Origin of the sequence: Streptomyces sp. NPDC005576, assembly GCF_042871745.1 — a bacterium.
GTDB lineage: Bacteria > Actinomycetota > Actinomycetes > Streptomycetales > Streptomycetaceae > Streptomyces.
Genome location: NZ_JBIAJC010000004.1, coordinates 392433 through 417824 on the forward strand (window position 1 = coordinate 392433; position 25392 = coordinate 417824).

The 25392-nt window shown below is 71.6% G+C and carries 21 protein-coding genes and 2 pseudogenes; 12 read left to right on the forward strand and 11 right to left on the reverse strand.

Translation table 11 applies throughout. The features are described from left to right. Positions 1–79: 79 nt before the first annotated feature. The 5 genes and pseudogenes from ACFYPN_RS09790 to ACFYPN_RS09810 form a co-directional block, all read left to right on the forward strand. Positions 80–1508, forward strand: a pseudogene (locus ACFYPN_RS09790) (potassium/proton antiporter); the annotation flags it as partial. 826 nt (positions 1509–2334) lie between these two features. After that, the gene (locus ACFYPN_RS09795) at positions 2335–3615 is read left to right on the forward strand and encodes an MFS transporter (RefSeq protein ID WP_358758442.1); all 1281 of its coding nucleotides are present in this window, start codon (positions 2335–2337) and stop codon (positions 3613–3615) included. Between the two features lie 66 nt (positions 3616–3681). Beyond that, positions 3682–4041 (forward strand): FmdB family zinc ribbon protein, encoded by a 360-nt coding sequence (locus tag ACFYPN_RS09800; RefSeq protein ID WP_358758440.1) that lies wholly within the window; start codon positions 3682–3684, stop codon positions 4039–4041. A 202-nt stretch (positions 4042–4243) separates the two neighbouring features. Next, positions 4244–5140: an S-methyl-5'-thioadenosine phosphorylase gene (locus tag ACFYPN_RS09805; protein WP_358758438.1), complete on the forward strand. Its 897-nt coding sequence runs from the start codon at positions 4244–4246 to the stop codon at positions 5138–5140. 413 nt (positions 5141–5553) lie between these two features. Then, the gene (locus tag ACFYPN_RS09810; protein ID WP_389297622.1) at positions 5554–6114 is read left to right on the forward strand and encodes a hypothetical protein; all 561 of its coding nucleotides are present in this window, start codon (positions 5554–5556) and stop codon (positions 6112–6114) included. 65 nt (positions 6115–6179) lie between these two features. On the opposite strand, the gene ACFYPN_RS09815 is transcribed toward ACFYPN_RS09810, so the two are convergent. From ACFYPN_RS09815 to ACFYPN_RS09840, 6 genes are read right to left on the reverse strand one after another with little or no spacing between them, the layout of a single operon-like run. Continuing rightward, positions 6180–6410, reverse strand: a complete 231-nt coding sequence (locus ACFYPN_RS09815) for a hypothetical protein (RefSeq protein ID WP_358758435.1) — start codon at positions 6408–6410, stop codon at positions 6180–6182. Between the two features lie 44 nt (positions 6411–6454). Next, positions 6455–6838 carry a hypothetical protein gene (locus ACFYPN_RS09820; protein WP_389297566.1) on the reverse strand — a complete coding sequence of 128 codons (384 nt, stop codon included), beginning with the start codon at positions 6836–6838 and terminating at the stop codon, positions 6455–6457. Continuing rightward, positions 6835–7572 (reverse strand): Rieske (2Fe-2S) protein, encoded by a 738-nt coding sequence (locus ACFYPN_RS09825; RefSeq protein WP_389297568.1) that lies wholly within the window; start codon positions 7570–7572, stop codon positions 6835–6837. Before ACFYPN_RS09825 ends, ACFYPN_RS09820 begins: the two co-directional genes overlap by 4 nt. After that, the gene (locus ACFYPN_RS09830; RefSeq protein WP_358758430.1) at positions 7569–8171 is read right to left on the reverse strand and encodes a 4Fe-4S dicluster domain-containing protein; all 603 of its coding nucleotides are present in this window, start codon (positions 8169–8171) and stop codon (positions 7569–7571) included. The genes ACFYPN_RS09825 and ACFYPN_RS09830 overlap by 4 nt, the downstream gene beginning before the upstream one ends. Beyond that, on the reverse strand, positions 8168–10549 hold the full coding sequence (locus ACFYPN_RS09835; protein WP_358758428.1) for a molybdopterin oxidoreductase family protein: 2382 nt from the start codon (positions 10547–10549) through the stop codon (positions 8168–8170). Before ACFYPN_RS09835 ends, ACFYPN_RS09830 begins: the two co-directional genes overlap by 4 nt. Further along, on the reverse strand, positions 10546–11721 hold the full coding sequence (locus ACFYPN_RS09840; protein WP_358758426.1) for an MFS transporter: 1176 nt from the start codon (positions 11719–11721) through the stop codon (positions 10546–10548). The genes ACFYPN_RS09835 and ACFYPN_RS09840 overlap by 4 nt, the downstream gene beginning before the upstream one ends. 780 nt (positions 11722–12501) lie before the next feature. Here ACFYPN_RS09840 and ACFYPN_RS09845 point away from each other — a divergent pair. Next, positions 12502–13248 carry a DUF6227 family protein gene (locus ACFYPN_RS09845; RefSeq protein WP_389297571.1) on the forward strand — a complete coding sequence of 249 codons (747 nt, stop codon included), beginning with the start codon at positions 12502–12504 and terminating at the stop codon, positions 13246–13248. Between the two features lie 197 nt (positions 13249–13445). Here ACFYPN_RS09845 and ACFYPN_RS09850 read toward each other — a convergent pair whose 3' ends face one another. Further along, the gene (locus ACFYPN_RS09850; protein WP_358758423.1) at positions 13446–14444 is read right to left on the reverse strand and encodes a sigma-70 family RNA polymerase sigma factor; all 999 of its coding nucleotides are present in this window, start codon (positions 14442–14444) and stop codon (positions 13446–13448) included. A 148-nt stretch (positions 14445–14592) separates the two neighbouring features. Here ACFYPN_RS09850 and ACFYPN_RS09855 point away from each other — a divergent pair, with 148 nt between their 5' ends. Further along, positions 14593–15153, forward strand: coding sequence for a GNAT family N-acetyltransferase (locus tag ACFYPN_RS09855; RefSeq protein ID WP_389297573.1), 561 nt, complete (start codon positions 14593–14595; stop codon positions 15151–15153). 22 nt (positions 15154–15175) lie between these two features. Here the strand turns inward: ACFYPN_RS09855 and ACFYPN_RS09860 are convergent, their stop codons facing one another. Beyond that, entirely contained in the window at positions 15176–15958 is a 783-nt protein-coding gene (locus tag ACFYPN_RS09860) for a class III extradiol ring-cleavage dioxygenase (RefSeq protein ID WP_358758421.1), read from the reverse strand. 170 nt (positions 15959–16128) lie between these two features. Between ACFYPN_RS09860 and ACFYPN_RS09865 the strand changes: the two genes are divergently transcribed. Next, positions 16129–16632 carry a MarR family transcriptional regulator gene (locus ACFYPN_RS09865; RefSeq protein ID WP_358758419.1) on the forward strand — a complete coding sequence of 168 codons (504 nt, stop codon included), beginning with the start codon at positions 16129–16131 and terminating at the stop codon, positions 16630–16632. 127 nt (positions 16633–16759) lie between these two features. On the opposite strand, the gene ACFYPN_RS09870 is transcribed toward ACFYPN_RS09865, so the two are convergent. Next, positions 16760–18295, reverse strand: a complete 1536-nt coding sequence (locus tag ACFYPN_RS09870; RefSeq protein WP_358758417.1) for an MFS transporter — start codon at positions 18293–18295, stop codon at positions 16760–16762. A gap of 460 nt (positions 18296–18755) precedes the next feature. After that, on the reverse strand, positions 18756–19412 hold the full coding sequence (locus ACFYPN_RS09875) for a TetR/AcrR family transcriptional regulator (protein WP_358758415.1): 657 nt from the start codon (positions 19410–19412) through the stop codon (positions 18756–18758). Positions 19413–19688: 276 nt separating this feature from the next. On the opposite strand from ACFYPN_RS09875, the gene ACFYPN_RS09880 reads away from it, so the two are divergent. Beyond that, positions 19689–20966, forward strand: a complete 1278-nt coding sequence (locus ACFYPN_RS09880; protein ID WP_358758414.1) for a M6 family metalloprotease domain-containing protein — start codon at positions 19689–19691, stop codon at positions 20964–20966. Positions 20967–20999: 33 nt separating this feature from the next. On the opposite strand, the gene ACFYPN_RS09885 is transcribed toward ACFYPN_RS09880, so the two are convergent. Next, positions 21000–22331 (reverse strand): aromatic acid/H+ symport family MFS transporter, encoded by a 1332-nt coding sequence (locus ACFYPN_RS09885; RefSeq protein WP_358758412.1) that lies wholly within the window; start codon positions 22329–22331, stop codon positions 21000–21002. Between the two features lie 433 nt (positions 22332–22764). On the opposite strand from ACFYPN_RS09885, the pseudogene ACFYPN_RS09890 reads away from it, so the two are divergent. The 3 genes and pseudogenes from ACFYPN_RS09890 to ACFYPN_RS09900 form a co-directional block, all read left to right on the forward strand. After that, positions 22765–23238, forward strand: a pseudogene (locus ACFYPN_RS09890) (site-specific integrase); the annotation flags it as partial. A gap of 305 nt (positions 23239–23543) precedes the next feature. After that, complete coding sequence (locus tag ACFYPN_RS09895) at positions 23544–24671, forward strand: ABC transporter permease (RefSeq protein ID WP_358758411.1); 1128 nt, start codon at positions 23544–23546, stop codon at positions 24669–24671. Next, the gene (locus tag ACFYPN_RS09900) at positions 24668–25381 is read left to right on the forward strand and encodes an ABC transporter ATP-binding protein (RefSeq protein WP_389297576.1); all 714 of its coding nucleotides are present in this window, start codon (positions 24668–24670) and stop codon (positions 25379–25381) included. Before ACFYPN_RS09895 ends, ACFYPN_RS09900 begins: the two co-directional genes overlap by 4 nt. Positions 25382–25392 lie beyond the last annotated feature (11 nt).

Sequence of the window (25392 nt, forward strand, 5' to 3'; positions counted from 1 at the left end):
GCGGGGAAGGAATCCGGCCCTGACTGTCCACACGCTCAACGAACTCCTGCTGGTCTCGTCGCTCGTCCTGCTCGTCGCGGTGGCGGCGGTCCGGATCTCCTCGCGCAGCGGGCTGCCCAGCCTGCTCCTGTACCTCGGCATCGGCATCGCGCTCGGGCAGGACGGCATCTTCGACGTCAAGTTCGACAACGCGGAACTCACCCAGGTGATCGGCTACGCCGCCCTGGTCGTGATCCTCGCCGAGGGCGGACTGGGCACGAAGTGGGGAGAGGTCAGACCCGCGCTGCCGGCGGCGGCCGTGCTCTCGACCGTGGGTGTGGGCATCAGCGTGGGCGTCACCGCGGCGGGGGCGCACTACCTCGTCGGGCTGGAGTGGAAGCAGGCGCTCATCATCGGCGCGGTCGTCTCCTCGACGGACGCGGCCGCCGTCTTCTCCGTACTCCGCAGAGTGCCGCTGCCCTCCCGGATCACCGGCGTGCTGGAGGCGGAGTCCGGCTTCAACGACGCCCCGGTGGTCATCCTCGTCATCGCGTTCTCCACGACCGGCCCGGTGGAGCACTGGTACGTCCTGATCGGCGAGATAGCGCTGGAACTCGCCATCGGCGCGGCCATCGGCCTCGCCGCCGGCTGGCTCGGCGCCTACGCGCTCCGCCATGTCGCCCTGCCCGCCTCCGGCCTCTACCCGATCGCCGTGATGGCCATCGCGGTCACGGCGTACGCCGAGGGCGCCCTCGCGCACGGCAGCGGCTTCCTCGCCGTCTACCTGGCCGCCATGGTGCTCGGCAACTCCAAACTGCCGCACTGGCCGGCCACCCGGGGCTTCGCCGACGGGCTCGGCTGGCTCGCGCAGATCGGCATGTTCGTCCTGCTCGGCCTGCTCGTCACCCCGCACGACCTGCTCGACGACTTCTGGCCCGCGGTGGTCGTGGGCCTGGTGCTCACCGTGGTGGCCCGGCCGCTGTCGGTCTTCCTGAGCCTGGCGCCCTTCGGGCTGCCCAAGCGCGAGAAGACCCTCATGTCCTGGGCGGGACTGCGCGGCGCCGTCCCCATCATCCTCGCCACCATCCCGATGGTGGCAGGCATCGACGGCTCCACCCGCGTCTTCAACATCGTCTTCGTGCTGGTCATCGTCTACACGCTGATCCAGGGACCGACACTGCCCTGGCTCGCCAGGGCACTGAAGATCGCCGAGGACCCGTCCGACGCGGCCGACCTGGGCATCGAGTCCGCGCCCCTGGAGCGGCTGCGCGGGCACCTGCTCTCCGTCGCGATCCCGGCGAAGTCGAGGATGCACGGCGTGGAGGTGGGCGAGCTGCGCCTCCCCGCCGGCTCCGCCGTCACGCTGGTGGTCCGGGACGGTACGAGCTTCGTACCCGCCCCCGCGACCGTGCTGCGGCGCGGCGACGAACTCCTGGTGGTCGCCACCGACCCGGTGCGCGACGCGACCGAGGCCCGGCTGCGGGCGGTCGGCGAGGGCGGCAAGCTGGCCGGCTGGCTGGGCGCGGGGCAGCGTGCGGGTGGCGCGGCGGACGGCGATGCCGTGGCCCGGCTCGCCCGCGCCACCCACCTGGACCGGCTCGCCCACACGATGCAGCGGCTCAGCGGCGCGGCGGACGGGCCCGAGCCCGCACCGAAGGCCCGGCACGGCAGCGCCGCTGCGGCCCGCGCGGCAGGGGCCGGACGCGCCGCGGACGGTCCGGGCCGGACGGCGAAGGACGGGCGGCAGGAGGAGAGCCCGCGCATGGAGAAGGCGGGGCGGCCGGAGACGACGGGCGGACGCACCGCGCAGGGCGGACGGGCCTCCTCGAAGGACGCGCCCGCGCACGACCGCAAGCACCCTGAGCGCGCTGAGCACCCGGAACGTCCTGAGCACTCGGAGCGCCGCGGGGGCGGGGACCGGCCGGGGGCGGGCGACCGCTCGGAGGGGCCGAACGCACGCCGGTGACGGGGTGCGGGTGGCCGGGTACGGGTGCCGCGGCCCGACACTGCCCGTGCGCGACGGGGCCGTATACGAAAGGGCCTTGGCCCGGTGCGGCCCGCGCTCACCGGAGGTACGTCGTGCCCGCCCGTACGCCGCCCTCACTTCCGTACCGCTTCCCCTCACCCCTGGCCGCTACGTCTTCCGGCTGTAACATGAGGGCGACCTGATCGACCAACTCTGTCTGATGCAGAGCTGGCGCGACCGTATGGCGGTCGTGGCGTCGCTCCGCACTCCTTGAGCGGGACGCCCGGCATCTACCGCAGTTCCGCGCGAAGAGGACAGCTCTCGGCAGCCCCCGTACGCCTCGACGGCGTCCCGGGCGCGGTGCCACCAGGCGGCAGAAAGGCATGGCCGTGGCGTCCACGGTCCCCGTCCGTCCCGGATACGGGCAACTGCTGCGCACCCCCGGTGCGTGGACCTTCCTGCTCCCGGGCTTCGCCGCCCGGCAGCCCTTCGCGATGCTGACCATCGGCATCGTCCTGCTCGTCCAGCACACCACCGGCTCCTACGGCAGCGCGGGAGCCGTCGCGGCCGTCTCGGGCGTCTCGATGGCCCTGTTCGGGCCACAGAGCGGCCGACTGGCGGACCGGTTCGGGCAGCGGACCGTGCTGCTGCCCGGCGTACTGGTGCACGCGGTGTCGGTGGGCGCGTTGACGGCGCTCGCGCTGGCGCACGCGCCCCTCTGGGCGCTCTTCGCCGCGGCCGTACCGACCGGTGCCTCGATCCCGCAGATCGGGCCCATGGTGCGCGCCCGCTGGGCGGCGCTGCTGGGGGCTGCGCCCGGCCGCCCGGCCTCCCCGCTGATGGCGATCGCCGCCGCGTTCGAGTCGGTGACGGACGAGTTCACCTTCGTCCTGGGGCCGGTCCTCACCACGGCGCTCTGCACCGGTGTGCACCCGGCGGCCGGGCTGGTCACCGAGGCGGCGCTGACGCTGCTCGGCGGGGTGCTCTTCGCGGCGCAGAGCTCCACGCAGCCCGTTCCGCACGCGCCCGCCGCCGGCTCCCCACCCCGCACCTCCGCCCTCGCCGTCCCCGGGGTCAGGGTGCTCGCGGTCACCTTCCTGGGCATCGGCGCGGTCTTCGGCGGGATGCAGGTCTCGCTCGCCGCGTTCACCGAGGAGATCGGCCATCCCGGGATGAACGGCCTGCTGTACGGGGTCTTCGCCTCCGGCAACATGGTGGCCGGGATCGTCTGCGGCGCCGTCGCGTGGAAGCGCGGACCCCGCCGACGGCTGATCATCGGGTACACGGCCCTGACCCTGACCGCTTCCGTGCTCTGGGCGGTGCACTCCGCGCCCCTGATGGCCGGGCTCGGCTTCCTGGTCGGGCTCTCCATCGCGCCCGCGCTGATCAGCGGCTACACCCTGGTCGACGCGTTGGTCCCGGCCTCCGCACGGACCGAGGCGTTCACCTGGCTGACCGGCGCGGTGGCCCTGGGGCAGGCGGCGGCCGTCACGGTGGCCGGCCGGCTGGCCGACGAGCGGGGCGCGAGCAGCGGATTCGTCGTGCCGCTGGTCGCCACGGTGCTGGCGCTGGCGACCCTGCTGGCGCTGCGTTCGCGGCTCCTTCCGGCAGCGTCCGGACGGGCCGTGGCACGTGGGATCGGTCACCGGGAGCCGGTCACGGTGGACTGATCCCACGGAATACGTCAGTATGGAACGTCGTTAGCACTCACTGAGTGAGAGTGCCAGGAGGAGCAAGTGCCGACCTACCAGTACCAGTGCACCGAATGTGGCGAAGGCCTCGAGGCGGTGCAGAAGTTCACCGATGACGCCCTGACCGTGTGCCCGAACTGCAATGGACGCCTCAAGAAGGTGTTCTCCGCGGTCGGCATCGTCTTCAAGGGTTCCGGTTTCTACCGGAACGACAGCCGTGGATCGTCGTCGAGCAGCACGCCTGCTTCGCCGCCCGCCAAGTCGTCCGACTCCGCGAAGTCGAGCTCCTCGTCGGGCTCCGACTCGGGCTCGTCGTCAGCGGCATCGTCATCGGCTTCCACCGCGTCGGCCTCGTCGTCGTCCGGTTCGTCGTCCGCCGCCGCGTCGAGCGGCTCGGCCGCCTGAGCCAGGCAGCACGCCGCACGCCGCATCCAGCAGGTCATCGCGTCCAGCTTCACCGTATTCCAGCCGCACCGTGTACACGGCTTCACCCGGACTCCGCCGATCACCTCGGCGGAGTCCTCGTGCTGTCCCCCGATAACCTGACCGGCATGGTGAACGCAGGCACGATCACGGACGCGGGTACGCGCGGGACCGGGGGGACGTCATGAGCGCTGGTACGGGTACGGGTGCTGGGCCGGTCGCGGCAGCGGACACGGGTACGGCCTCCGGGCCGCGCGCGGAGATCGGGGTCATCGGGGGCTCGGGCTTCTACTCCTTCCTGGACGACGTCACCGAGGTCGAGGTGAAGACGCCGTACGGGGCCCCCAGCGACTCCCTCTTCCTCGGCGAGATCGCCGGCCGCCGGGTCGCCTTCCTCCCCCGTCACGGCCGCGGCCACCATCTCCCGCCGCACCGCATCAACTACCGCGCCAATCTCTGGGCGCTGCGCTCCCTCGGCGTGAGCCAGGTGCTCGGGCCCTGCGCGGTCGGCGGGCTGCGGCCCGAGTACGGACCGGGCACGCTGCTCGTCCCGGACCAGCTGGTCGACCGCACCAAGGCGCGCACCCAGACCTACTACGACGGCGAACCGCTGCCCGACGGCACGGTGCCGAACGTGGTGCACCTCGGATTCGCCGACCCGTACTGCCCCCGGGGACGCGCTGCCGCGCTCGCGGCGGCGCGGGGACGGGAGTGGGAGGCGGTGGACGGCGGCACGCTCGTGGTGGTCGAGGGGCCACGCTTCTCGACCCGCGCCGAATCGCGCTGGCACGCGGCGATGGGCTGGTCGGTGGTGGGTATGACGGGCCACCCCGAGGCCGTGCTCGCCCGCGAACTGGGTCTCTGCTACTCCACGATGACCCTGGTCACGGACCTGGACGCGGGGGCCGAGGCGGGCGAGGGGGTCTCCCACGAGGAGGTGCTCCGGGTCTTCGCCCAGAACGTGGACCGGCTGCGTTCGGTGCTCTTCGACGCGGTGGCGCAGCTGCCCTCCGAGGAGAGCCGCGACTGCGTGTGCGCCCGCGCGCTGGACGGGGTCGACACGGGGATCACGCTGCCGTAGGGGGATCCCTGCCGCAGCCGTGCCTCAGCTTTGCAGCAGCCCTGCTGCGGCTCTGCTGCGGCTCTGCTGCGGCTCTGCTGCGGCTCTGCCTGAGCGGTGATTCACCCCTGCGGGTGGCGGAGTTGTCCACACCCTGTGGGCCGTCCACAGGCGTCGGCGGGATCACGGCGCACGGGGGATCGTGAGGGGGTCCGACCGGGACGTCCGGCGGACTTCCGCACGCAGATCCAGGTGGCGCCATGTTCCCGAACACGACGACCCGGCCGTCCTCAGCTCCCCCGGCCGCGCACCCCCGCTCCCCCGTCCCCCCCGTCTCCCCCTTCTCTCCCGTCTCCCCCGTCTCCCCCGTCTTCCCCGCCGGGGCTGCGCCCGTGCGGACCGCCCCCGGGTGGGCACGTCCCGGGGGGACCGCCCTGCTCCCGTCGCCCGCGCCGCCCCGGTGGCAGGTCCCCGACTTCGCGCCGCTGCGGGTGCGGGGCGGTGGTGGGGCGCTGCGTCTCCGGCGCGCGCTGTACGGCCGGCCCCGCGCCCTGGCGGCCGGCTTCGCGCTGGCCGCCGCCGCGCTCGCCGCGTCGGGCCTCGGCGCCGCGGAGGGCAGGGCGGCGGACGTACCGGGCCCGGAGCGCTCCCGGCACCCGGTGCGCCTGGTGTCCGCGCCGGTACGGATCGCGGACGCGGCGACGGTCCGGCTGCTGCGCCCCGGCGACCGGGTGGACGTGATCTCCGCTCCGGCGTCCGGGGACGAGGCGGCGGTGGTGGCACGCGATGTACGCGTCCGCCGCCTGCCAGGGGCGTCCGGAGAGGCTTCGCGGGGGCTGCCGGACGCGGGGCGGGCCGACTGGCCCCCGTCCTCCGGAGCGGGAGACGGCGAGGGGGGCGCGCTGGTGATGCTGGCGGTGACCCGCGAGACGGCGGTGGCGCTGGCCGGAGCCCACGCGTCGGGCGAGCTGCTGGTGGCGGTGTCCGATGGGTGACGGCCCGCCCCCCGCCCCGGCACGGCCCGGGACCGTACGGCCCGGGACTCCGCGGGGACGGTGGCTCAGATGTGGTGCGGGGGCTTCTCGTCCAGGAAGCGGGCGAGGTCGGCGGCGCTGTTGCCGGTCGCGGGCCGTTCTCCCCAGCCTCGGTCCGTGTCGTCGGACGACTGCTGGTCCAGCGGATCGCCGAAGTGCAGCTTCGGCCGCTGCGTGGCCCGAGCGGGCTTCGGCCGCGCCGACTCGGCTTCTTCCGGCTGCGGCTCGCTGGGTCCGGGGGCGGGGGCGGTGCTCATGCCTCCAGGGTACGGCGGCGGGAGCACCGGCCCCGTCGGCCCGGTCAGCGGTCCTTCGGGTCCAGCCACCAGAGCCCGAGGACCACCAGGAACGACAGGCAGAGGAATCCGGCGCCCCACCATGCGGTCCCGGTGTTGCCCTGCATCCACTCGTCAACGATCACCAGCAGGCCCCAGAGCTGGCCGACGACCACGGTCATGGCGAGCACCAGGCGGGCGGTCAGCCTGGCGGACCGCTCCGGCTCCTGGTCGGTGCCCGCCCCGGGCCCCGGTCCGGTGTGCCGGACCCGGGGGTCGGCGTAACCGCTGGTGGGCCGGATCTGCGGGTAGCGCTCCTGGACGGGCCGGTTCAGTTCGGGCCGGGCGCTCCCGGGGTGGTAGTCGGGGTACGCCGGGCCCCCGGAGGACCGCGGCTGTTCCTCGGTCATGCCCGCCCGCCCCCCGCCGCGCTGCCCGGTCCGCGGTGCGCGGACGCCATGCCGGGGTGCGGCGGGGCGCCGGAGCCTCCGCTGCGGCCCGGTGCCTCGACGCCGTCGGTCGTACCGGGGCAGTCGAGGCGCCCGGCGAGGCCGGGGTTGGTCTCCTTGAGCTGGCGGCAGACGCCTTCCTCGATGGACTCGCCCGACCGGGTCGTGCCGATCGCCCAGACGCTCCCGTCCGCGTCCTCGGTGACGACCACCTTCGGCAGCCCGCGCGGTGGCGGTCCGGCGGTGACCTCGCCGGTGCGCGCGTCGAAGACGCCCTCGTGGCAGGGGCAGTACAGCTCGCCCGCGACACCCCGGTCCTTCCGCCACAGCACGGCGCAGGCGAGGTGGGTGCAGATCGCGGAGTAGCCGACGAGGGTGCCGTCGTCGAGCCGTACGGCGACCGCGCGGTCCTCGGCGCCCGGGTAGCGGAAGGCGAGGGACTCGCCGGGAAGCAGCCGGTCGGCGATCCGCCGGGGCTGGGCCGGTTTCCCGTCGTCGGTGTCGCCGTGGCGGTGGAGGATGCCCGCGGCCACCCCGATACCGCCGACGGCCAGTCCACCGGAGACGGTGGTGACGATCCGGAGGTAGTCGCGGCGGGTGGTGAGGGCGTCGGCGGAGATCCGGTCGTGCAGGGCCTCGCGGGGGTCGTTCCCTGCGGGCCGTTCGTTGCCCGGTGGCTGTTCGGTGACGCTCATCGGCGGACGTCCTTACCGTTGATCTCGACGACGGGCAGCCCGCCGGGTACGGGCCACTGGACCTTGTCCGCGGGGACGACCATGGCGACTCCGGTGCGCACCTCGGTCTCGCCGAACACGAAGGTGTCGGCGACCTGGACCCCGGGCCGCTCCGCCTGGAGCTCCTCGACGGTTCCGTAGAAGAGGGCTCCGGTGGGGCAGACGGTGGCGCACATGGGGGCGAGTCCGTAGGCGGTGCGGTCGTAGCAGAGGTTGCACTTCAGCTGGAGCTTCGCGCCGAGGTCGATCTTGGGTACGCCGAAGGGGCAGGCGTTGACGCAGTTCGCGCAGCCGATGCAACGGGTCGTGTCGGCCTGCTGCACCACGCCGTCGGCCGTCACGAGGATGGCGTCGGCGGGACAGACCTCGGCGCACGGGGCGACGGGGTCCTCACAGTGCATGCAGACGGTGGGGAGGGAGGCGACACTCTGGCCCTCGTCGGTGTAGTCGAGGTGGATCATCGACTTGCCGCGGTGCGAGTCGCATTCGCGGCAGGCGGAGACGCATGCCTGGCAGCCGATGCAGCGGCCGGGATCGATGAAGATCGTTCTGCCCATCACGGGGCGTCAGCTCCCTCCGAGGTGCCACGCCCCTGGGGGGACGTGGGGGGCGACGGGTCGGTCCGGGAGACCTGGGTCTCGGGGTACGCGACGTGGCCGGGGGCCATGGGCGGCGAAGGCACCAGATCGAGTTCCCCGGCGTGCTCGATGCGGCAGGCGCACACCTTGTACTCGGGGATCTTCGAGCGGGGGTCGAGCGCGTCGATGGTGAGGGCGTTGGCGGCGGTGGGGACGGGCCAGTGGTACGGCACGAAGACGGTGTCCGGCCGGATCGCCTCGGTGACGAGGGCGGGGAAGACCTCGCTGCCGCGCCGGGTGGTGACCCGGACGGGTTCGCCGGTGCGGAAGCCGTGGGACGGATGGACCTCCACCCAGGGGCGGGGCGTCTGTTCCACGAGGGCGCCGAGCCGGCGGGTCTGGTTGCCGGAGAGGAAGTGCGCGACGGTGCGCCCGGTGGTGAGGGACATCGGGAACTCGTCGCTGTACGGGTCCACCGGCAGGTGCCACTCGACGGCCTGGAGATGGATCCTGCCGTCGTCGTGGTAGGTCCGGCCGTCCTCGAAGAGGCGTGGCGTGCCGGGGTGGTCGGTGGTGGGGCAGGGCCAGGCGATCCCGCCGGTCTCCTCCAGCCGCTCGTAGGTGATGCCGTAGTAGTCGATGACGGTGCCCCGGGAGGCGACCCGCAGTTCGTCGAAGACCTCGCGGGAGTCGGCGAAGGCGAACTTGTCGCCGACGCCGAGGCGCCGGGCGAGTTCGCACATCACCCAGGTGTCGGTCCGGACGCCGGGCGGCGGTTCCTGCGCCTTGTTGTGCTTGACGACGCGGGCCTCCGCGTTGGCCATCACGCCGTCGTCCTCGGCCCAGGTGGTGACGGGGAAGACCACGTGGGCGTTGGCGGCGGTCTCGGAGAGGAAGAAGTCGAACTGGGCGTGGAACTCGGTGGCGTCGTACCCCTCCTTGACCACCCGGTAGTTCGGGAGGGAGACGAAGGGGTTGTTGCAGATGCCGATCAGCCCGCGGATCTCGCGGCGCTGCATCTGCCAGACCATCTCCACCATGGAGGTTCCGGCGGTGGGGAGTTCGGACTCCTCGATGCCCCAGATCTCACAGATCTGGCGGCGGTGCTCCTCGTTGAGGATGGAGCGTCCGCCGGGCAGCAGGTCGGCCTTCTGGCCGTGCTCGCGGCCGCCCTGGCCGTTGCCCTGGCCGGTGAGGGTTCCGTATCCGGCACCGGGTTTGCCGATGTGGCCGGTGGCGGCGCAGAGGTTGATCACGGTGAGGCAGTTCTCGACGCCCTGCGAGTGGTGCTCGATGCCCCGGGCGTGCCAGGCCATGGCCTTGGGGGCGCGGGCGAAGGTGCGGGCCACCTGCACGATCTGTTCGGCCGGAACGCCGCAGATCCCGGCCGCGCGGGACGGGGGGTACGCGGCCGCCTTCGCCTTCACCTCCTCCCAGCCGGTGGTGTGCTCGGCGAGGTACGTCTCGTCGGTGAGTCCCTCCTCGACGATCACGCTGAGCACGGAGTTGAAGAACGCCGAGTCGGTGCCGGGCTTGAGCGCCACGTGGATGTCCGCGGTCCGGGCGACGGCGGTCTCGCGCGGGTCGATGACGATCAGGGTGGCGCCCCGGTCCCGTGCTCCCCAGACGTACTGGGTCAGCACCGGGAAGCACTCCCCGAGGTTGGAGCCCGCGATGAGCAGGCAGTCGGTGAGCAGGATGTCGGAGAAGGGGTTGCCGGCCCGGTCGATGCCGAAGGCGAGCTTGTTGGCCCCGGCGGCGCTGACCATGCAGAGGCGGCCGTTGTAGTCGACGTGCTTCGTCCTGAGGGCCACCCGGGCGAACTTGCCGACCAGGTAGGTCTTCTCGGAGAAGAGGCTGGCGCCGCCGAGGAGGCCGAACGCGTCCTTTCCGTACATCTCCTGGATGCGGCGGATCTCGGAGACGGTGAAGTCGAGCGCCTCGTCCCAGGAGACCTCGGCGAACTCCTCGTCGCGCGAGCGGCGCATCAGCGGGGCGGTGAGCCGGTCGGGGTGGTTGACCTGCTGGTAGGCGTTGATGCCCTTGGGGCAGAGCCGCATCCGGTTGATGTCGTGGTTGCGGGGTTCGACGCCGAAGACCTTGCCTGCGCGGTTCACCCGGAGGTACATCCCGCACTGGATGCCGCAGAAGCAGCAGTGGGTGGGGACGAGCGTCTCGCCGTTCTGGTCGGCGTGCCACTGGTCGGCGGGGATGCCGCCGGCGTCGCGGAAGGCGCGGGTGCCGGGCGGGGCGAGGGAGGGGTCCAGGGGAACGGCGGCCCTGCGGCCGGACGGCCCGGGAGGACCGGCCGCCGCACCGTGGTCGGCGTCGGGAGGGTTCGCTCGCGGGCTCGCAGTCATTTGAACCCCTTCTTCACCTGGTGGAGGTAGGCGCTGCCGCGCAGCACCCGCTTGCAGCGCGGGCAGTACTCGGCCCACTCGTCGAAGTCGAGCCGGAGGTCGCGCATGGTGCCGCGCAGGTTCTCGACGTACGGCCCGGTGTCGATGTCCTGTCCGCAGCGGCGGCAGGCGAAGATCTCGTCGTCCTGGCGGGCGGTGTACTTGAACAGCTGCATGCCGACGGCGGCCGGGCGCTGGACGATGTGGAAGAACTTCCCGAACGGGATGTAGATGAGCGTGAAGACCACGGCCACCATGTGGAGGACGGCGAGGAACTCGTAGCCTCCGCCGTGCAGGAAGATCGACGAGAAGGTGAGCAGCAGTCCGGTGACGGAGATGGTGATCAGCGCGATCAGCGGGATCAGGTCGTAGCCGAAGCGCTGTCCGGTGGAAGCGCCGCGGTCCTTCATCCGGCGCCAGAGGAAGTAACAGGCACCCGGGATGACGAGGACGGCCGCGAGGTCCAAGCCGTGGAACATCACCCAGCCGATGAAGCCGAGCGAGTCGAAGCCGAGGATCTTGAAGCCCCAGATCCGCATCTCGTAGCCGGGGCCCGATCCGGAGCCCGAGGTGAAGGTGAACCAGCCCCAGGTCAGCGGGAAGGTGATCAGGGCGGCCAGGATGCAGCCCCAGAAGATCAGCTGGTGGGCGGCCCAGCGGGCGTGCGAGCGGGCACCGAGGAACTTCTGGAATCCGAGGTAGGTGGCGATCATCCTCGGCAGGGCCGTGGGGGCCTGACGGAAGTTGTCGGCGGAGAAGAGGCTGCTCCAGCCCTGCTTGAAGAGGCGTGCGGCGCCGGGGGCGGAGATCCAGACCACGTAGCGGTAGGTGACGCCGAAGGCCAGGAAGACGCTGGCGACGGCGTAGGGGAGCAGGGCGGAGTCGAAGTTCAGCAGCAGTCGGCTGCCGAGGACGATCGCGAGGATCAACAGGGCCGAGACGGCCGCCCCCGCCATGGCCGCCCGCGCGTCGACGGACCGGGGAAGGGCAGCCGCCGCCTTGCGCAGACCGCTGCCGGGACCGGACGGGGCCGGCTCCTCGGTGGTCACCCGCGCCGAGACGCCGGACGAGGAGGTGGGGTCGCCGGGTGGGGGCGGTTCGGCCGCTGCGGAGGCTTCAGGTGGCTCGGTCACCCGACCACCGTAAGTACCTATGGGTAGGTTTACCCTGTTTTACGCCCTTCGGAGGTGAGCACATCCCCTGCATGGCGGCGCCCAGTATGCCTGGGACGGCACGGGGTGGACGGTCCTGCCCAGGGAGCCCGCCCCGGACGGAGGCGCCCGGGCGCGGGTACGGGGTGGGGCGCGCGACGCCGGGGTTCGGGGGACGACACCCGGCGCCGCGCGGTTCGGGGGCTCGACCGGACCCGGCGCGGGCCGGGACGGGCGGGCGGCGCGGTCGGAGCACGCCGCGGGGGGTGCGGGTCGATCAGGCCGGGCCGCTGCTCACGTGTCGGCCGCACGGCGTCGACGGCACGGACGGGGGCCGGCACGGACGGGGGCCGGCACGGACGGGGGCCGGCACGGCCGACTGCGGGTGGCGCCGGTCCGTCCCCTCCGTCGCACACTCCATTGCACAGGAGAATCGCGGCCGACGGGGGCCGCATTGGACCCCTGTGACGGGGCGAAGGTCCCGACGGTCGGTGGGGCGGGTCCAGGACGCGCCGCCCGGCCTGCGGAAAGGGGCGGGGCCTGGGCCGGTGAAAGTCTTCCCGAGTCGGCCCGGGGCCTGCCCTCCGCCGACTCGCCCCGGCCGGTGCGGAGTTCGGCGGAACTCCCGGGCGAACTCCCGGGCGTGGCGGGAACTTTCCGCTGCCATCCCACGTTTTTTCCAACCCCGGTGACGATGTCGGAGCCAGGGACTACGTTAAGCACGCACCACGTCACATGCGGCAACGGCCTGGAGAAAGCACCTTGAGCGATCCGTACGAGACAACCGAGCAGCACCTCGACCGACTCCTGCGACAGGCTCTCAACTCCTTCGACCTGCCCGACAGCACGGTCGAGCGGCTCGGCACGGCTCTCGCGCACAGCAGCACCCTGCACTCCTCCCACCACAGCGCGGAGGTGCACCGCGAGACGTACCGCCACACCTATCTGCTCACCGACGGCAGCGCGCTCAGCCTCTGGGAGCTGGTGCACGGCGGCGGCCGGGACGCACCCACCGCCCGGGAGCACGAGCTGTACGACGACGAGGCGGACGCGCACGTCGCCGCCGTGCGGGTCACCGGCGCACCCTCGGACGCCCCGGCGTTCGCCGAGGAGGTGCCGGTCACCGACATGGACGCCTTGAACGCGCTGATGGCGGCTCCCGCTCGGCCGCACCCCCGGATGTACGCCCCGGACAACAGCGCCGACCACGCCCGCCGGGTGTTGCGCCGCGCGGAGAACCCGGACCGGCCGGGCAGGTCCACGGCCCGGCTGCTGCAGTCGGCCTTCGCCCACCACATCACCCAGATCTTCGGCCGGCAGTTCCGGGTGGGAGACCACGACGCCGGGTTCACGCTCTACGAGCACGCGTTCCTGCTGCTCGACGGCACCGAGACCAGCCTCTGGGAGGTCGAGCACACGGCGACCGAGGACGGCCGTCACATGTGCGAGGTCTACACCGACGAGCAGACGGCACGCGACGCGATGGAACACCGCACCCGCATCTGCTGAACCCGCCGGACGGCCCTCTCCGGTCCCTGCGGGGCGACGCCTTCCGGGTGGGGCACCGGGACCCCGCCCGCCCCGGACATGAGCGAGCCCCGACGCCGGGGGGGGTGGGCGCCGGGACTCGGTTCAGGGGACCGGTGCGAGCACCGGTCGTCGGGCCGGTGCGAACCGGCTTGATGGGGAGATTACGGGTTATTGGCTCACGCCGCAGCGTCAAAGCCCGTGTCGCGCGCCATTCGCTTCAATTCGACCAACGCGTGCTTCTCGATCTGGCGGATCCGCTCGCGGGTCAGACCGTGTTCCTTGCCCACTTCGGTCAGCGTCCGCTCACGGCCGTCCTCGATGCCGTACCGCATCCGGATGATGGAGGCGGTGCGGTTGTCGAGCTTGCCGATCAGCTCCTCCAGCTCCTCGCTGCGCAGCAGTGACATCACCGACTGCTCGGGCGAGACGGCGGAGGTGTCCTCCAGCAGGTCGCCGAATTGCGTGTCGCCGTTGTCGTCGACCGGCATGTTGAGGCTGACCGGGTCGCGGGCCCAGTCCAGGACGTTGCCCACCCGCTCGGCGTTGGAGTCCAGCTCCGCGGCGATCTCCGCGTGCTCCGGGTCGCGCCCGTGCTCGCGGTTGAACTCGCGCTGGACCCGGCGGATGCGGCCCAGCTCCTCCACCAGGTGGACGGGGAGGCGGATCGTGCGGGACTGGTCCGCTATCGAACGGGTGATGGCCTGGCGGATCCACCAGGTGGCGTAGGTGGAGAACTTGAAGCCCTTGGCGTAGTCGAACTTCTCGACCGCGCGCACCAGGCCGGCGTTCCCCTCCTGGATCAGGTCGAGCAGCGGCAGACCCGCGCGCGGGTAGCGACGGGCCACGGCGACGACGAGACGGAGGTTGGAGCGGATGAAGACGTCCTTGGCGCGCTCGCTCTCGGCGAACAGCGCTTCCAGCTCCTCGGGCTTCGCCCCACCGGCATCGCTCTCGACCTCGCCGTCGAGGATCTTGCGGGCATAGACACCCGCCTCGATGGCCTGCGACAGCTCGACTTCCTTGGCGGCGTCGAGCAGAGGCGTTCGCGCGATCTCGTCGAGGTACATGCCGACCAGGTCGCGGTCGGCGATCTCCCCGCTTCCACCGCGAACACTGCGGGCCCGGTCGGTCCCACCGGTGGGTGACGAACGACGGGCGACGGCACGGGTTGCCATGCGTGCTCCCTTGCTGAGTAGGTCGCGACACCCTTTCGGGTGCCCTGCATCCGATGGAAACAACGACTGGAATCCGGACAGAATTCCCCAGCACCGGCTACAGTTTCGCGATCATGCAGTACCCTGTCGGCCGCCGACAGGAGGACAGGTGTCACGCATACCCACGGACACGCAGGTCAGACCAGGTACGGAGGGTGACCTGGGGGCCCTCACGGACATTTACAACCATTACGTCCGTGAGACCGCGCTCACATTCGACGTGACGTCCTTCACCCCCGAGGAGCGCCTGCCCTGGCTGCTCGCCCACCCGGACCGCGGCCCGCACCGCTTGCTCGTGGCCGAGGACACCGGTAGGGCGGGGGTCGACGGCGGCGGGTCGCCGGCGGGCGGCGGCAGGGTGCTGGGATACGCCACCAGCAGCGCGTTCCGCCCCAAGGCGGCGTACGGGACCTCGGTGGAGGTCAGCGTCTACTGCGCCCCGGACGCCACGGGCCGGGGCATCGGGACGCTGCTGTACACGGCGCTCTTCGAGGCGCTGGCCGGTGAGGACCTGCACCGCGCCTACGCGGGCATCGCCCAGCCGAACGAGCCGTCCGGGCGTCTCCACGCGGCCTTCGGCTTCCGCCCGCTCGGCACGTACACCGAGGTGGGGCGGAAGTTCGGGCGGTACTGGGACGTGAGCTGGTTCGAGAAGCCGCTCGGCCCCTGAGCGCCGGCCCATGGCGGGGCGCTCAGCCGAACTGGACCGAGCGTTTCGCCAGTCCCAGCCAGAAACCGTCGATCACGCTGCGCCCCCGGTCGAGCTCGCCCTCGGAGGCGCCCAGCGTCACGAAGAGTGGCGCGAAGTGCTCGGTACGGGGGTGGGCGAGGCGGCCGGCCGGGGACTTGCGCTCGAAGTCGAGCAGCGCGTCCACGTCCTGTGCTTGCAGGGCCCGGTGCCCCCAGTCGTCGAACTCCGCCGACCAGCCCGGGACGCCGCCCCCGGTGTGGCGGAGCGCGGCGAGGTTGTGGGTGAAGAAGCCACTGCCGACGATCAGAACGCCCTCGTCCCGCAGCGGGGCGAGCTTGCGCCCGATGTCCATCAGCTTCCGCGGGTCGAGGGTGGGCATGGAGATCTGGAGGACCGGGATGTCGGCGCCGGGGAACATCTCCACCAGCGGGACGTACGCACCGTGGTCGAGGCCGCGCTCCGGGATGTCCTGGACCGGGGTGCCGGCGGCGCGCAGCAGTTTGCGGACGTCCTCGGCCAGCTTCGGGGCGCCCGGGGCGGCGTACCGCACCTGGTAGTAGTGCTCGGGAAATCCCCAGAAGTCGTAGACGAGGGGGACCGTGGTGGTGGCGCCGATCGCGAGGGGGGCCTCCTCCCAGTGGGCGGAGACGACCAGGATCGCGCGCGGGCGGGGCAGCTGGGCGGACCAGGCGGCCAGCTCACCGGTCCAGACCGGGTCGTCGGCGAGTGGTGGGGCTCCGTGGGAGAGGTAGAGAGCGGGCATGCGCTCGGCGGTGTCGGTCATGACGCTCCCCATCCGCTGCGACGGGTGACGGTTCACGGTTCTGTCCGGTGGACCTGCTCCGGAGTGGCGAGAACCCTCCCGTGCGACAGCTTCTTGAATGTTCAAGTTCCTATCCGGCGAGCGTAACCCCATCTAGTTCAACTTTCAAGGAAAGGTCGTACAGTGGACTCATGACCACGGCACCCACGACCGGCACACGGTGGCTCACCGACGGAGAACAGGACGTCTGGCGCGCCTACCTCCAGACGACCACGCTGCTGGAAGACCATCTCGACCGCCAGTTGCAGCGGGACGCGGGCATGTCGCACCTCTATTACGGGCTGCTCGTCCAGCTCTCCCAGTCGCCCGGTGGGCAGCTGAGGATGACCGAGCTGGCGAAGGACGCCAAGATCACCCGCTCCCGGCTCTCGCACGCCATCACCCGGCTGGAGAAGAACGGCTGGGTCCGCCGCGAGGACTGCCCGACCGACAGGCGCGGCCAGAACGCGGTCCTCACCGAGGAGGGGCGCGAGATGCTGCGGCGCTCGGCGCCCGGCCACGTCGCCGCCGTCCGCCAGGCGATGTTCGACCGGCTCACGCCCGAGCAGGTGGCCCGGCTCGGCGAGATCATGCGGACGCTGGCGGAGGGACTCCAGCCCGACCACGCGGACGCGGACCTGCCCTGGCTCCGCTGACCCGAGCGGGCCGGAAGCGACGGAGGCGGCCGGTCCGCAGGCGGCGCGGGAGCGGGCATGGAGCTGCCCCGGCCCCGCCGGAGGAAGCGGCGGAACCGGGGCAGAGGTAGAGCAGAGGTACGGCTGATCAGTGCGCGATCACCGGCACCCTGAGCTCGTCCTCCTCGGCGTCACGCGTGCCGCCGCCCTGGGCCGTCGGACCGGTGTTGGGCTTGCCGGCGTTGATCGCGAGGAACGCGATGGCGGAAGCGACCACGAGGATGCCGACGGCCCACCAGATCGCACTGGTGAAACCGTTCACCATGGCCTGGAGCTGGAGCAGCTTCGGGTCGGTGGCGCCCGCCGCGTGGTCGGCGATGAACGCGGTGGTGGCGCTGGCGGCGATGGTGTTCAGCAGCGCGGTACCGATGGCGCCGCCGACCTGCTGCGAGGTGTTGACCATCGCGGAGGCGACGCCCGCGTCACGCGGCTCGATGCCGTGGGTGGCCATGGACATGGCCGGCATGAACGCGGTGCCCATGCCGAGGCCGAGCAGGACCATGCCCGGCAGGATGACGGAGGCGTACGAGGAGTCGATCTCCAGCCGCGTCAGCAGCAGCATGCCGACCGCGGCGAGCAGGAAGCCCGGCCCCATCAGCAGGCGCGGCGGCACACGGGTCATCAGGCGGGCGCCGATCTGGGTGGAGCCCGTGATCATGCCCGCGACCATCGGCAGGAAGGCGAAGCCGGTCGAGAGCGAGCTGTACCCCTTGACCACCTGGAGGTAGTAGGTGAGGAAGAGGAAGAGGCCGAACATGCCGATGACGGCGAGACCCAGCGAGGCGTAGATGCCGCCGCGGTTGCGGTCGGCGAGCACGCGGAGCGGCAGCAGCGGCGACTTCACGCGGGACTCGACCAGGATGAAGGCGGCGAGCAGCACGACGGCGGCGACGAAGGAACCGATGGTCAACGAGTCCGACCAGCCGGCCGACTCGGCGCGGGTGAAGCCGTAGACGAGCGAGACCAGGCCGATGGTGGAGAGCAGCACGCCCGGGATGTCGAGCGAGGAGTTGTTGCGCGTACCGGCACGCTCGTGGACGAAGAAGTACGCGCCGACCGCCGCGATGATCGCGAACGGGATGTTGACGAAGAAGGTCCAGCGCCAGTTGAGCGAGTCGGTGAGGAACCCGCCGAGCAGCAGGCCGACCGCGCCGCCACCACCGGCGATGGCACCGAAGATGCCGAACGCCTTGGCGCGCTCCTTGGCGTCGGTGAACGTCACGGCGAGCAGCGAGAGGGCGGCGGGCGCGAGGAGGGCACCGAAGACGCCCTGGAGGGCGCGGGAGCCGAACATCATCGCCTGGTTGCCGGCCGCGCCACCGAGAGCGGAGGCCAGCGCGAAGCCGATCAGGCCTATGACGAAGGTGCGCTTGCGGCCGAACAGGTCGGAGATCCGGCCGCCGAAGAGCAGCAGCCCGCCGAAGGCGAGGGCGTAGGCCGTGATGACCCACTGCTTGTTGGCGTCGGAGATGCCGAGGTCCAACTGGGCCTTGGGCAGCGCGATGTTCACGATGGTCGCGTCGAGCACGACCATCAGCTGGGCGAGGGCGATGAAGGCCAGTGCCTTCCAGCGCCCGGGGTCGGGAGCCGGGACGCCGGCGTTCTTCGACAGGGTTTCTGACATGGGAGTAGCCACCTAAGGACATGCGCGGGATCGGCGGGACGTCGATCGCGAAGGGTTCGTGCGGTGCACGCGTGGGACGTGGTGGGCGCGCGAGAACGCACCCGTACACGGGTGAAGAAGAAGAATCGTTTCGGGACGGCTGTCGGGACGGGCGCCACGGGACGCGGGGCGGACGGACGGTCGCCCGGTGCGGCGGGCAGGCACGGGGCGGGAGCGGCGCCGCGCGAGCGGGCGCACTCCCCCGGGGCGCGGGCCGTGCGGCCCGGTCCCGTTCACCGGCGACGTTGCCGGTCCCGTGGGAAGTAAAGGGGATACAGGGGGAATACAGGAGGAATGAGAAATTCCGGTAAATACAGGAAAATACGGGGTGAAGCAGGAGGAAAAAGAAAGAAAAGACGATGAGGGGGAGAGCTTCTGACAGCAGCGGGTCCGGGTCAGCGGCCGGAGAGTGCGGGCGGCATCAGCGCCGCCGCAGATCCTCCAGGGTCGCCGCCGTGCCGGGGAGTTGGGATCGGGCCGGAGTGCGCAGTCCGTCCAGGAACAACTGCAGATGGCGGTGGACGAAGTGGTCGATCTCCAGGCACGCGATGCCGGGAAGGGGCCGGGTGAGCTGGGAGAGGGCGATCATCAGGTCACCGACGGCGATGTCGGTGCGCAAGCTCCCGGAAATCATGGCACGCCGTACGACTTCCTCGACGGCCTCTTCGAGGTGGCGGCGTTCGGCGAGCAGCTCGGGGTGGTCCTGGTCGAACGCCCCGGAGAGCAGGGGGCACAGGGCCCCGACCCGTTCGTCTGCGGCAGCGTGCACGAAGCGGCTGAGCGCGTCGAACGGGTCGCTCTCCTCGGCCATGGCCTCCTCGGCCCGGTCGGCGGTGCGTGACAGGACCGCCAGGACGACCTCATGGATCAGCGCGGCGCGGTCGGGGAAGTTCCGGTAGAGCGTGGCGTTGCCGACACCGGCCCGCCGGGCGACGTCGTCGAGTGGCACGTCGGACCCCAGCTCGACGAACAGCTCCCGGGCGGCCGCGACGATCCGTTCGCGGTTGCGCAGCGCGTCGGCCCGCGGGCGGGACGTACGGCGCCGGCAGCCCGGTGCGGCTCGAGCGACGGTCTCCACGATGTGGACCTCTCCGTGTACGAGTACGGGCAGTCCCCCGGAGGTACCGGGGACCGCGTCCCCACTTCGTGAGGACACAGGTTCAAACGGGGAAGGGGTCCCCGGTTATTTCACTCGCACATGTGACCTGCGACACAGCGAGGCGCCCCGGGAGCCCAAGCCGGGAAAACCCTCCGATCGGCTTACCCAACGAGCGGGCCGGGGCGAGCGGACCGAGGCTGACGCCAGAGCGCAGTCCGGGTCCGCCGGCTGCCGCGTACCCCGGAGGCGCGCCCCATGCAGCACCCTCGCCGAGGGATACGCAGCTGTCGCCGCCCGCTCGCTCTCGCGGGGGCGACCGCGCTGGTCATCGCCGCGCTGGCCACCGCGAGCACCGCGCTTCCCGACGCGAACCGGGCGTCGGCCGGTCCGGTATCCCTCAGTCACGAGTCCGCGCTCGGCCCGTGCCGGATATCCGCCGCGCTGGGCGTCCAGATGTCGGAAGGCATGCCGACGCCACCGGGATACGCCCGCTCCACCGGCAGGGTACGAGCCCTGAACCTCATGATCGACTTCCCGGACGCGCAGGGCAGCGGGAGCGCCGCGGACCGGATGGCGGAGTTCTTCCCGCAGACCTCGGACTGGTTCCACCGGAGTTCGTACGGCCGTCTGGTCTATGTGCCGGAGGCGCCGGTGAAGGGCTGGCTGCGGATGCCGATGCCCTTCGCGGAGTACGGGATAGACCGCGGCTCACCGTACGAACCGGGGTACCGGCAGCTGGTTTCCGACATCGTCCGGGCCGCCGACTCGCGGGTGGACTTCTCCGCGTACGACCTGGTCAACGTGCTGGTCACACCGAACGCGGGCCCCTCGGCCCTCGACACCGTGCTCTCCGTGACCTTCCCCGACAACGACGGGGCGCCGCGCGCCGACGGCGTACCGCTGGCCAACACCTCGTTCGTCTACAGCCGCCAGGACGACGGTTCGGGCTCCTACGCCAAGACCGGCTACCGGGTGCTGCCGCACGAGAACGGCCATGTCTTCGGCCTGCCCGACCTCTACACCGCGGAGGGCGGCGGCTCGGTCGGGCACTGGGACATCATGTCCGAGGACTGGGGGGCCAACAACGACTTCCTCGGCTGGCACAAGTGGAAGCTCGGCTGGCTCGACAACGGGCAGATCACCTGCGCGTCGGAGCCCGGCACCAGCGAGCACACCCTCGAACCGCTGGAGACCGGCGGAGGCACCAAGCTCGCGGTCGTCCCGCTGGGCGAGGACTCCGGGTACGTCGTCGAGGTGCGCACCGCCGCCGGGAACGACGAGGCCGTCTGCCGGCCGGGGGTGCTGATCTACCAGGTCGACTCGGGCGTGGAGACGGGCCGGGGGCCGATCGCCGTCGCGGACAGCACCGGTGACAGCGGCGGCTGCACCCGTCGCCCCAATGTGCACGCCGAACTCTCCGACGCGCCGTTCCAGCCGGGCGAGACCTTCACCGACCGGACCAACGGCATCCGGGTCTCCGTGCTCGACGGGGACACGGAGGGCGGGTACCGGGTCCGGATCACGCGTTCCTGACCCGGACCCGCCGCACTGCCGCGTCCGGTGGTGTCAGCTCGTCACGGAGAGCGGCCGGGCGGTGCCGGCGCCGCCGGTGTCCTGCGCGGGGCGCAGGCCGGTCAGGCAGAGCATCACCGTGGCGAAGACCGCGGTGACGGCGAAGGCGGTGAAGCCCCAGTCCTCGTTCCCGTTCGCGACCAGCTGCCCGCCCAGCCACGGGCCGAACACGGCGCCGAAGCGGCCCATACCACTGGTCCAGCCGACGGCGGTGGCGCGGTTGTCGTCGGTGGAGTCGCCCGCGACGGCCGCGTAGACCATGGCCTGGGCGCTGAAGAGGAACAGGCCGGTCAGGAAGACCACGACGTAGGTGAGGGGCAGCGCCATGTGGATGCCGAGGAGGTAGACGCCGACCGCGGTCAGCGCGAACCAGAGGGCGGCGACGCGGAGCGCGCCGAAGCGGTCGGAGAAGCGGCCGGCGACCAGCATGCCGACGATGCCACCGGCGTTGATGATGACCACGAACGAGAGGGAGGAGCCGAGTTCGTAACCGGCGCCGCGCATCATGGTGGGCAGCCAGTTGCTGACGCCGTAGACGAGGAGCAGGCCGCCGAAGGAGGTCAGCCAGTAGAGCAGCGTGCGGCGCCAGAGGTTGCCGCGGAAGAGGGCGACCACCGCGTCCCAGCGCTCACCGGCGGCCGGGCGGGCGCTTCCGGCGGCGGGGACGTCCACGTCGAACCGTCGGGCCAGCTCCGCGGCCTCCTCGGTGCGGCCCTTCGCCAGCAGGAAGCTCATCGACTCCGGCAGGAACTTCCAGACCAGCGGTACGCCGACGAAGAGCGGGACCACGCAGATCCAGTACGCGGTCCGCCAGCCGTTCTCGCCGCCGGTCCACAGGCCGATGAAGCCGGAGACGATGCCGCCGGCCTGGTGGGCGGTCATCAGGGTGCCGACGATGATGGCTCCCCGGCCGCGCGGGGCGTACTCGGAGACCAGCGTGATGGTGACCGGCAGCAGACCGCCGAGTCCCACTCCGGCGACGAAGCGTCCGAGCCCGAAGACCTCGACGGAGCCGGCCACCGCGCAGAGGGCGGAGGCCAGCGAGAAGACCGCCGTGCAGACGATGATCAGCTTCTTGCGGCCGGCCCAGTCGGTGATCGTGCCGGCCGACAGGGCGCCGATCAGCATCCCGAAGGTGGCGTAGCTGCCGAGGTCACCCGCCTGGGAGGGCTCCAGGCCGAGGGCGTGGTGCTCCAGCATGTGGGGCAGCACGGCGCCGTAGACGAACATGTCGAGGCCGTCGAAGAGCACGACCAGCCAGCACAGGCCGACGACCAGCAACGCGAGTTTCCTGCCGCGTGGCGACAGGGCGGTGGAGGAGGACATCGTTGTTCCTCTCGTCCGGAGAGGCGAGAGCCTCCGGAGCTGGGCGGGGGAAGTGGGTCGGTGCGACTCGCGGCGACCCGGATGGCAAGACGGTAGGAACGCGCCCGACGAGTGTCAACGTTTTTGTCAACAATCTCAGGATCAATCGGGCCACGGCCGGATCGCAGGGACCAGGGAGGCCGCAGAGGCCCCTGGGGCGCGCGCCGGGGCACGGTCCTGGGGGGGCCGGTCGAGGGCATGGGTGAGTAGGGGTCTGAGGAACATCGGTGTCAGTTCGTGCGCCAAGCCTCCGTCGCCGCTGGTGGGCAGCTGACGGCGCGTCGGCGGCGGGACCGGTCTCAAGTCATCCCCCGGATAACACCCCCATTTCTGCGGTAGCCTGATCCGTCACCTGCGGTGACGTTCTCCGGTGGCCGCATGAAGCGGCCCTGTCATCTGTGGCACGCTCGTCCAGCTGCCGACCGGGAAGGCGTTGACCGTCCGGACGGCGGCCGACCTGTTCCTCGACTCGCTCGGCAACCCGAACACCGTCCGGAACTACGGCATCGCCGTCGGGAAGACCGCCGAGCGCCTCGGCGAGGGCCGGCCACTCGCCCCGGTGGAGGACGTCGAGACCGGCGAGGCGCTGGAACTGCTGTGGGGCCGCTCGGCGGTGAACACCTGGAACGCTCGCCGCGGCGCCGTGCTGTCGTGGACGAGCTGGTGCTCCGAGCGCGGATACGAGGGCCCGACGGTCCCGGCCTGGGCGAAGCGACTGGCTGTGCCGGACTCCGAGACCCCTGCCCGCTCGAAGATGGCCGTCGACCGGCTGATCGCCCGCCGCGAGGTCCACCTGAGGGAGAAGACCCTGTGGCGGATGCTCTACGAGACCTCGGGCCGGGCAGAGGAGATCCTCGGCGTGAACATCACGGCGGTCTGCTGGTTCACGGGCCGTGACGGCGGTTTCCTCAACACGCTCCGGCGTGATCAGCAGCTCGGTGACCAGGACTCGCGACCGACCAGCGGACCCGGTGCAGACCCCAGGCGAAGCCTGGTCGCACCCGCGCAGGGCGGCCTGGCGGGGAGGGAGCGGGTGGCGCACGCGACACAACATACCGACGGTCGTGTCGGCAACGCCCGATAAGATGCCGACACCTACGTCGTCAACTCTAGGCAAAGAGGCGATGTGGCCAGCCTGTCATGCCCTCATTTCCCTTTCCCTCGGAGAACTCCGTGTTCCTTGCCCTACGCGATCTGCGCTTCGCCCGCGGTCGCTTCGCCCTGATGGGTGCGGTGGTCGCGCTCATCGCCGTACTCGGGGTCCTGCTGTCCGGGCTTGCCTCCGGACTGGCGGATGCCGGCATATCCGGGCTGCGCGCGCTGCCCGTGACCCACATGGCCTTCGACGAGAAGGCGACCAGCGAGCAGTTCTCCCGCTCAGCCGTGGAGCAGGAGGACTGGCAGGCGTGGTCCAAGGCTCCGGGGGTGGAGCGCGCGGAGCCGTTCGGGAACACCCTGGCCAACGCCCAGGTGACCCAGGGCGCCAAGAAGGGCGAGCAGGTCAACCTCGCCGTCTTCGGCATGGCACCGGACTCCCCCCTGGCACCCCGTCCCAGCGACGGTGAGGGCCTGAAGGAGGGCAGTGCGGGCATCGTGATCACCCGGGAGATCGCCGACCTGGGCGTGAAGGTCGGCGATGTGCTGACCGTGGACAAGAGCGGGGGGCAGCTGAAGGTCGTGGGGCTGGTCGACGAGACCATCTCCTACGGCCACATCGGCGTCGCCTACGCCGACCTCGACACGTGGCGGCACCTGCACTACGGCCTGCCCGGCGACCTGCCCGAGGCCGCGAGCCGGCAGGCCACCGCCGTCGCCCTGACCCTGAAGCCGGGCGCCGACATCGCCACGGTGGAAAAGGCAACTGGGACCCTCGCCGAGACCAAGGAGGCCACGTTCAACGCGTCCCCCGGCTACGAGGCCGAGTCGAGCACCATGGCCCTGATCAAGGGCTTCCTGTACGTCATCTCCGCCCTGGTCGTCGGCGCGTTCTTCACCGTCTGGACCGTCCAGCGCAAGCCGGAGATCGCCCTGATGAAGGCGCTGGGCGCCCCCACCCGGTACATCCTGCGCGACGCGCTTGCCCAGGTCGTCGCCGTCCTCGTCGGCGCCACGGCCCTCGGCACCGCCGTCGGCCTGGCCCTGGGCAGCGCGATGATCGGCAAGGCCCCCTTCTCGCTGTCCGCCCCGGCCATCGCCACCTCCTCCGGCCTCCTCATCGTCCTGGGCACCGTGGGCGCCGTCGTCGCCGTACGCCGCATCACCGCCGTCGACCCCCTGACCGCTCTGGGAGCCACCCGATGACCACACCCGCCACCGGCCACCAGGCCGCCGCCACCGACCAGCCCGGCGGGCTGCGCCTGAACGACGTCACCCTCACCCTCGGCGACGGCGATACCGCTGTCACCGCCCTCGACGGCGTCGGCCTGACCGTCGCCCCCGGTGAGTTCGTCGCCGTCGTCGGCCCCTCCGGGTCCGGCAAGTCCAGCCTCCTCGCCGTCGCCGGCGGCCTCCAGCGGCCCACCTCGGGCACCGTGCACATCGCCGGCACCGAGCTGACCGTCCTTTCGGACAAGGAACGCACCGCCACCCGACTTCGCCACATCGGCTTCGTCTTCCAGCAGTCGAACCTGCTGGCCTCCCTCACCGTCAGGGAACAGCTCCTGCTGCCCCTCCACATCGACGGACGCCTCGACACCACTGCCCGGACCCGCGCCGACGAACTCATCGAAGCTGTCGGACTGACCCACCGTGCCGGCTCCCGTCCGCACCAGCTGTCGGGCGGCGAGCGCCAGCGCGCGGGCCTGGCCCGCGCCCTGATGACCTCCCCCGCCGTCCTTCTGGTGGACGAACCCACCTCGGCACTGGACCGTGTGCGTTCGGCCGAGGCGGTGCGGCTGATCGCCGAGCAGACCCATGAACGCGGCACGGCCACGGTCATGGTCACCCACGACACGGCGATAATGGACGCTGCCGACCGGGTGTACGAGATGGTCGACGGCCGCCTGTCCTGACCGGCGGCCGC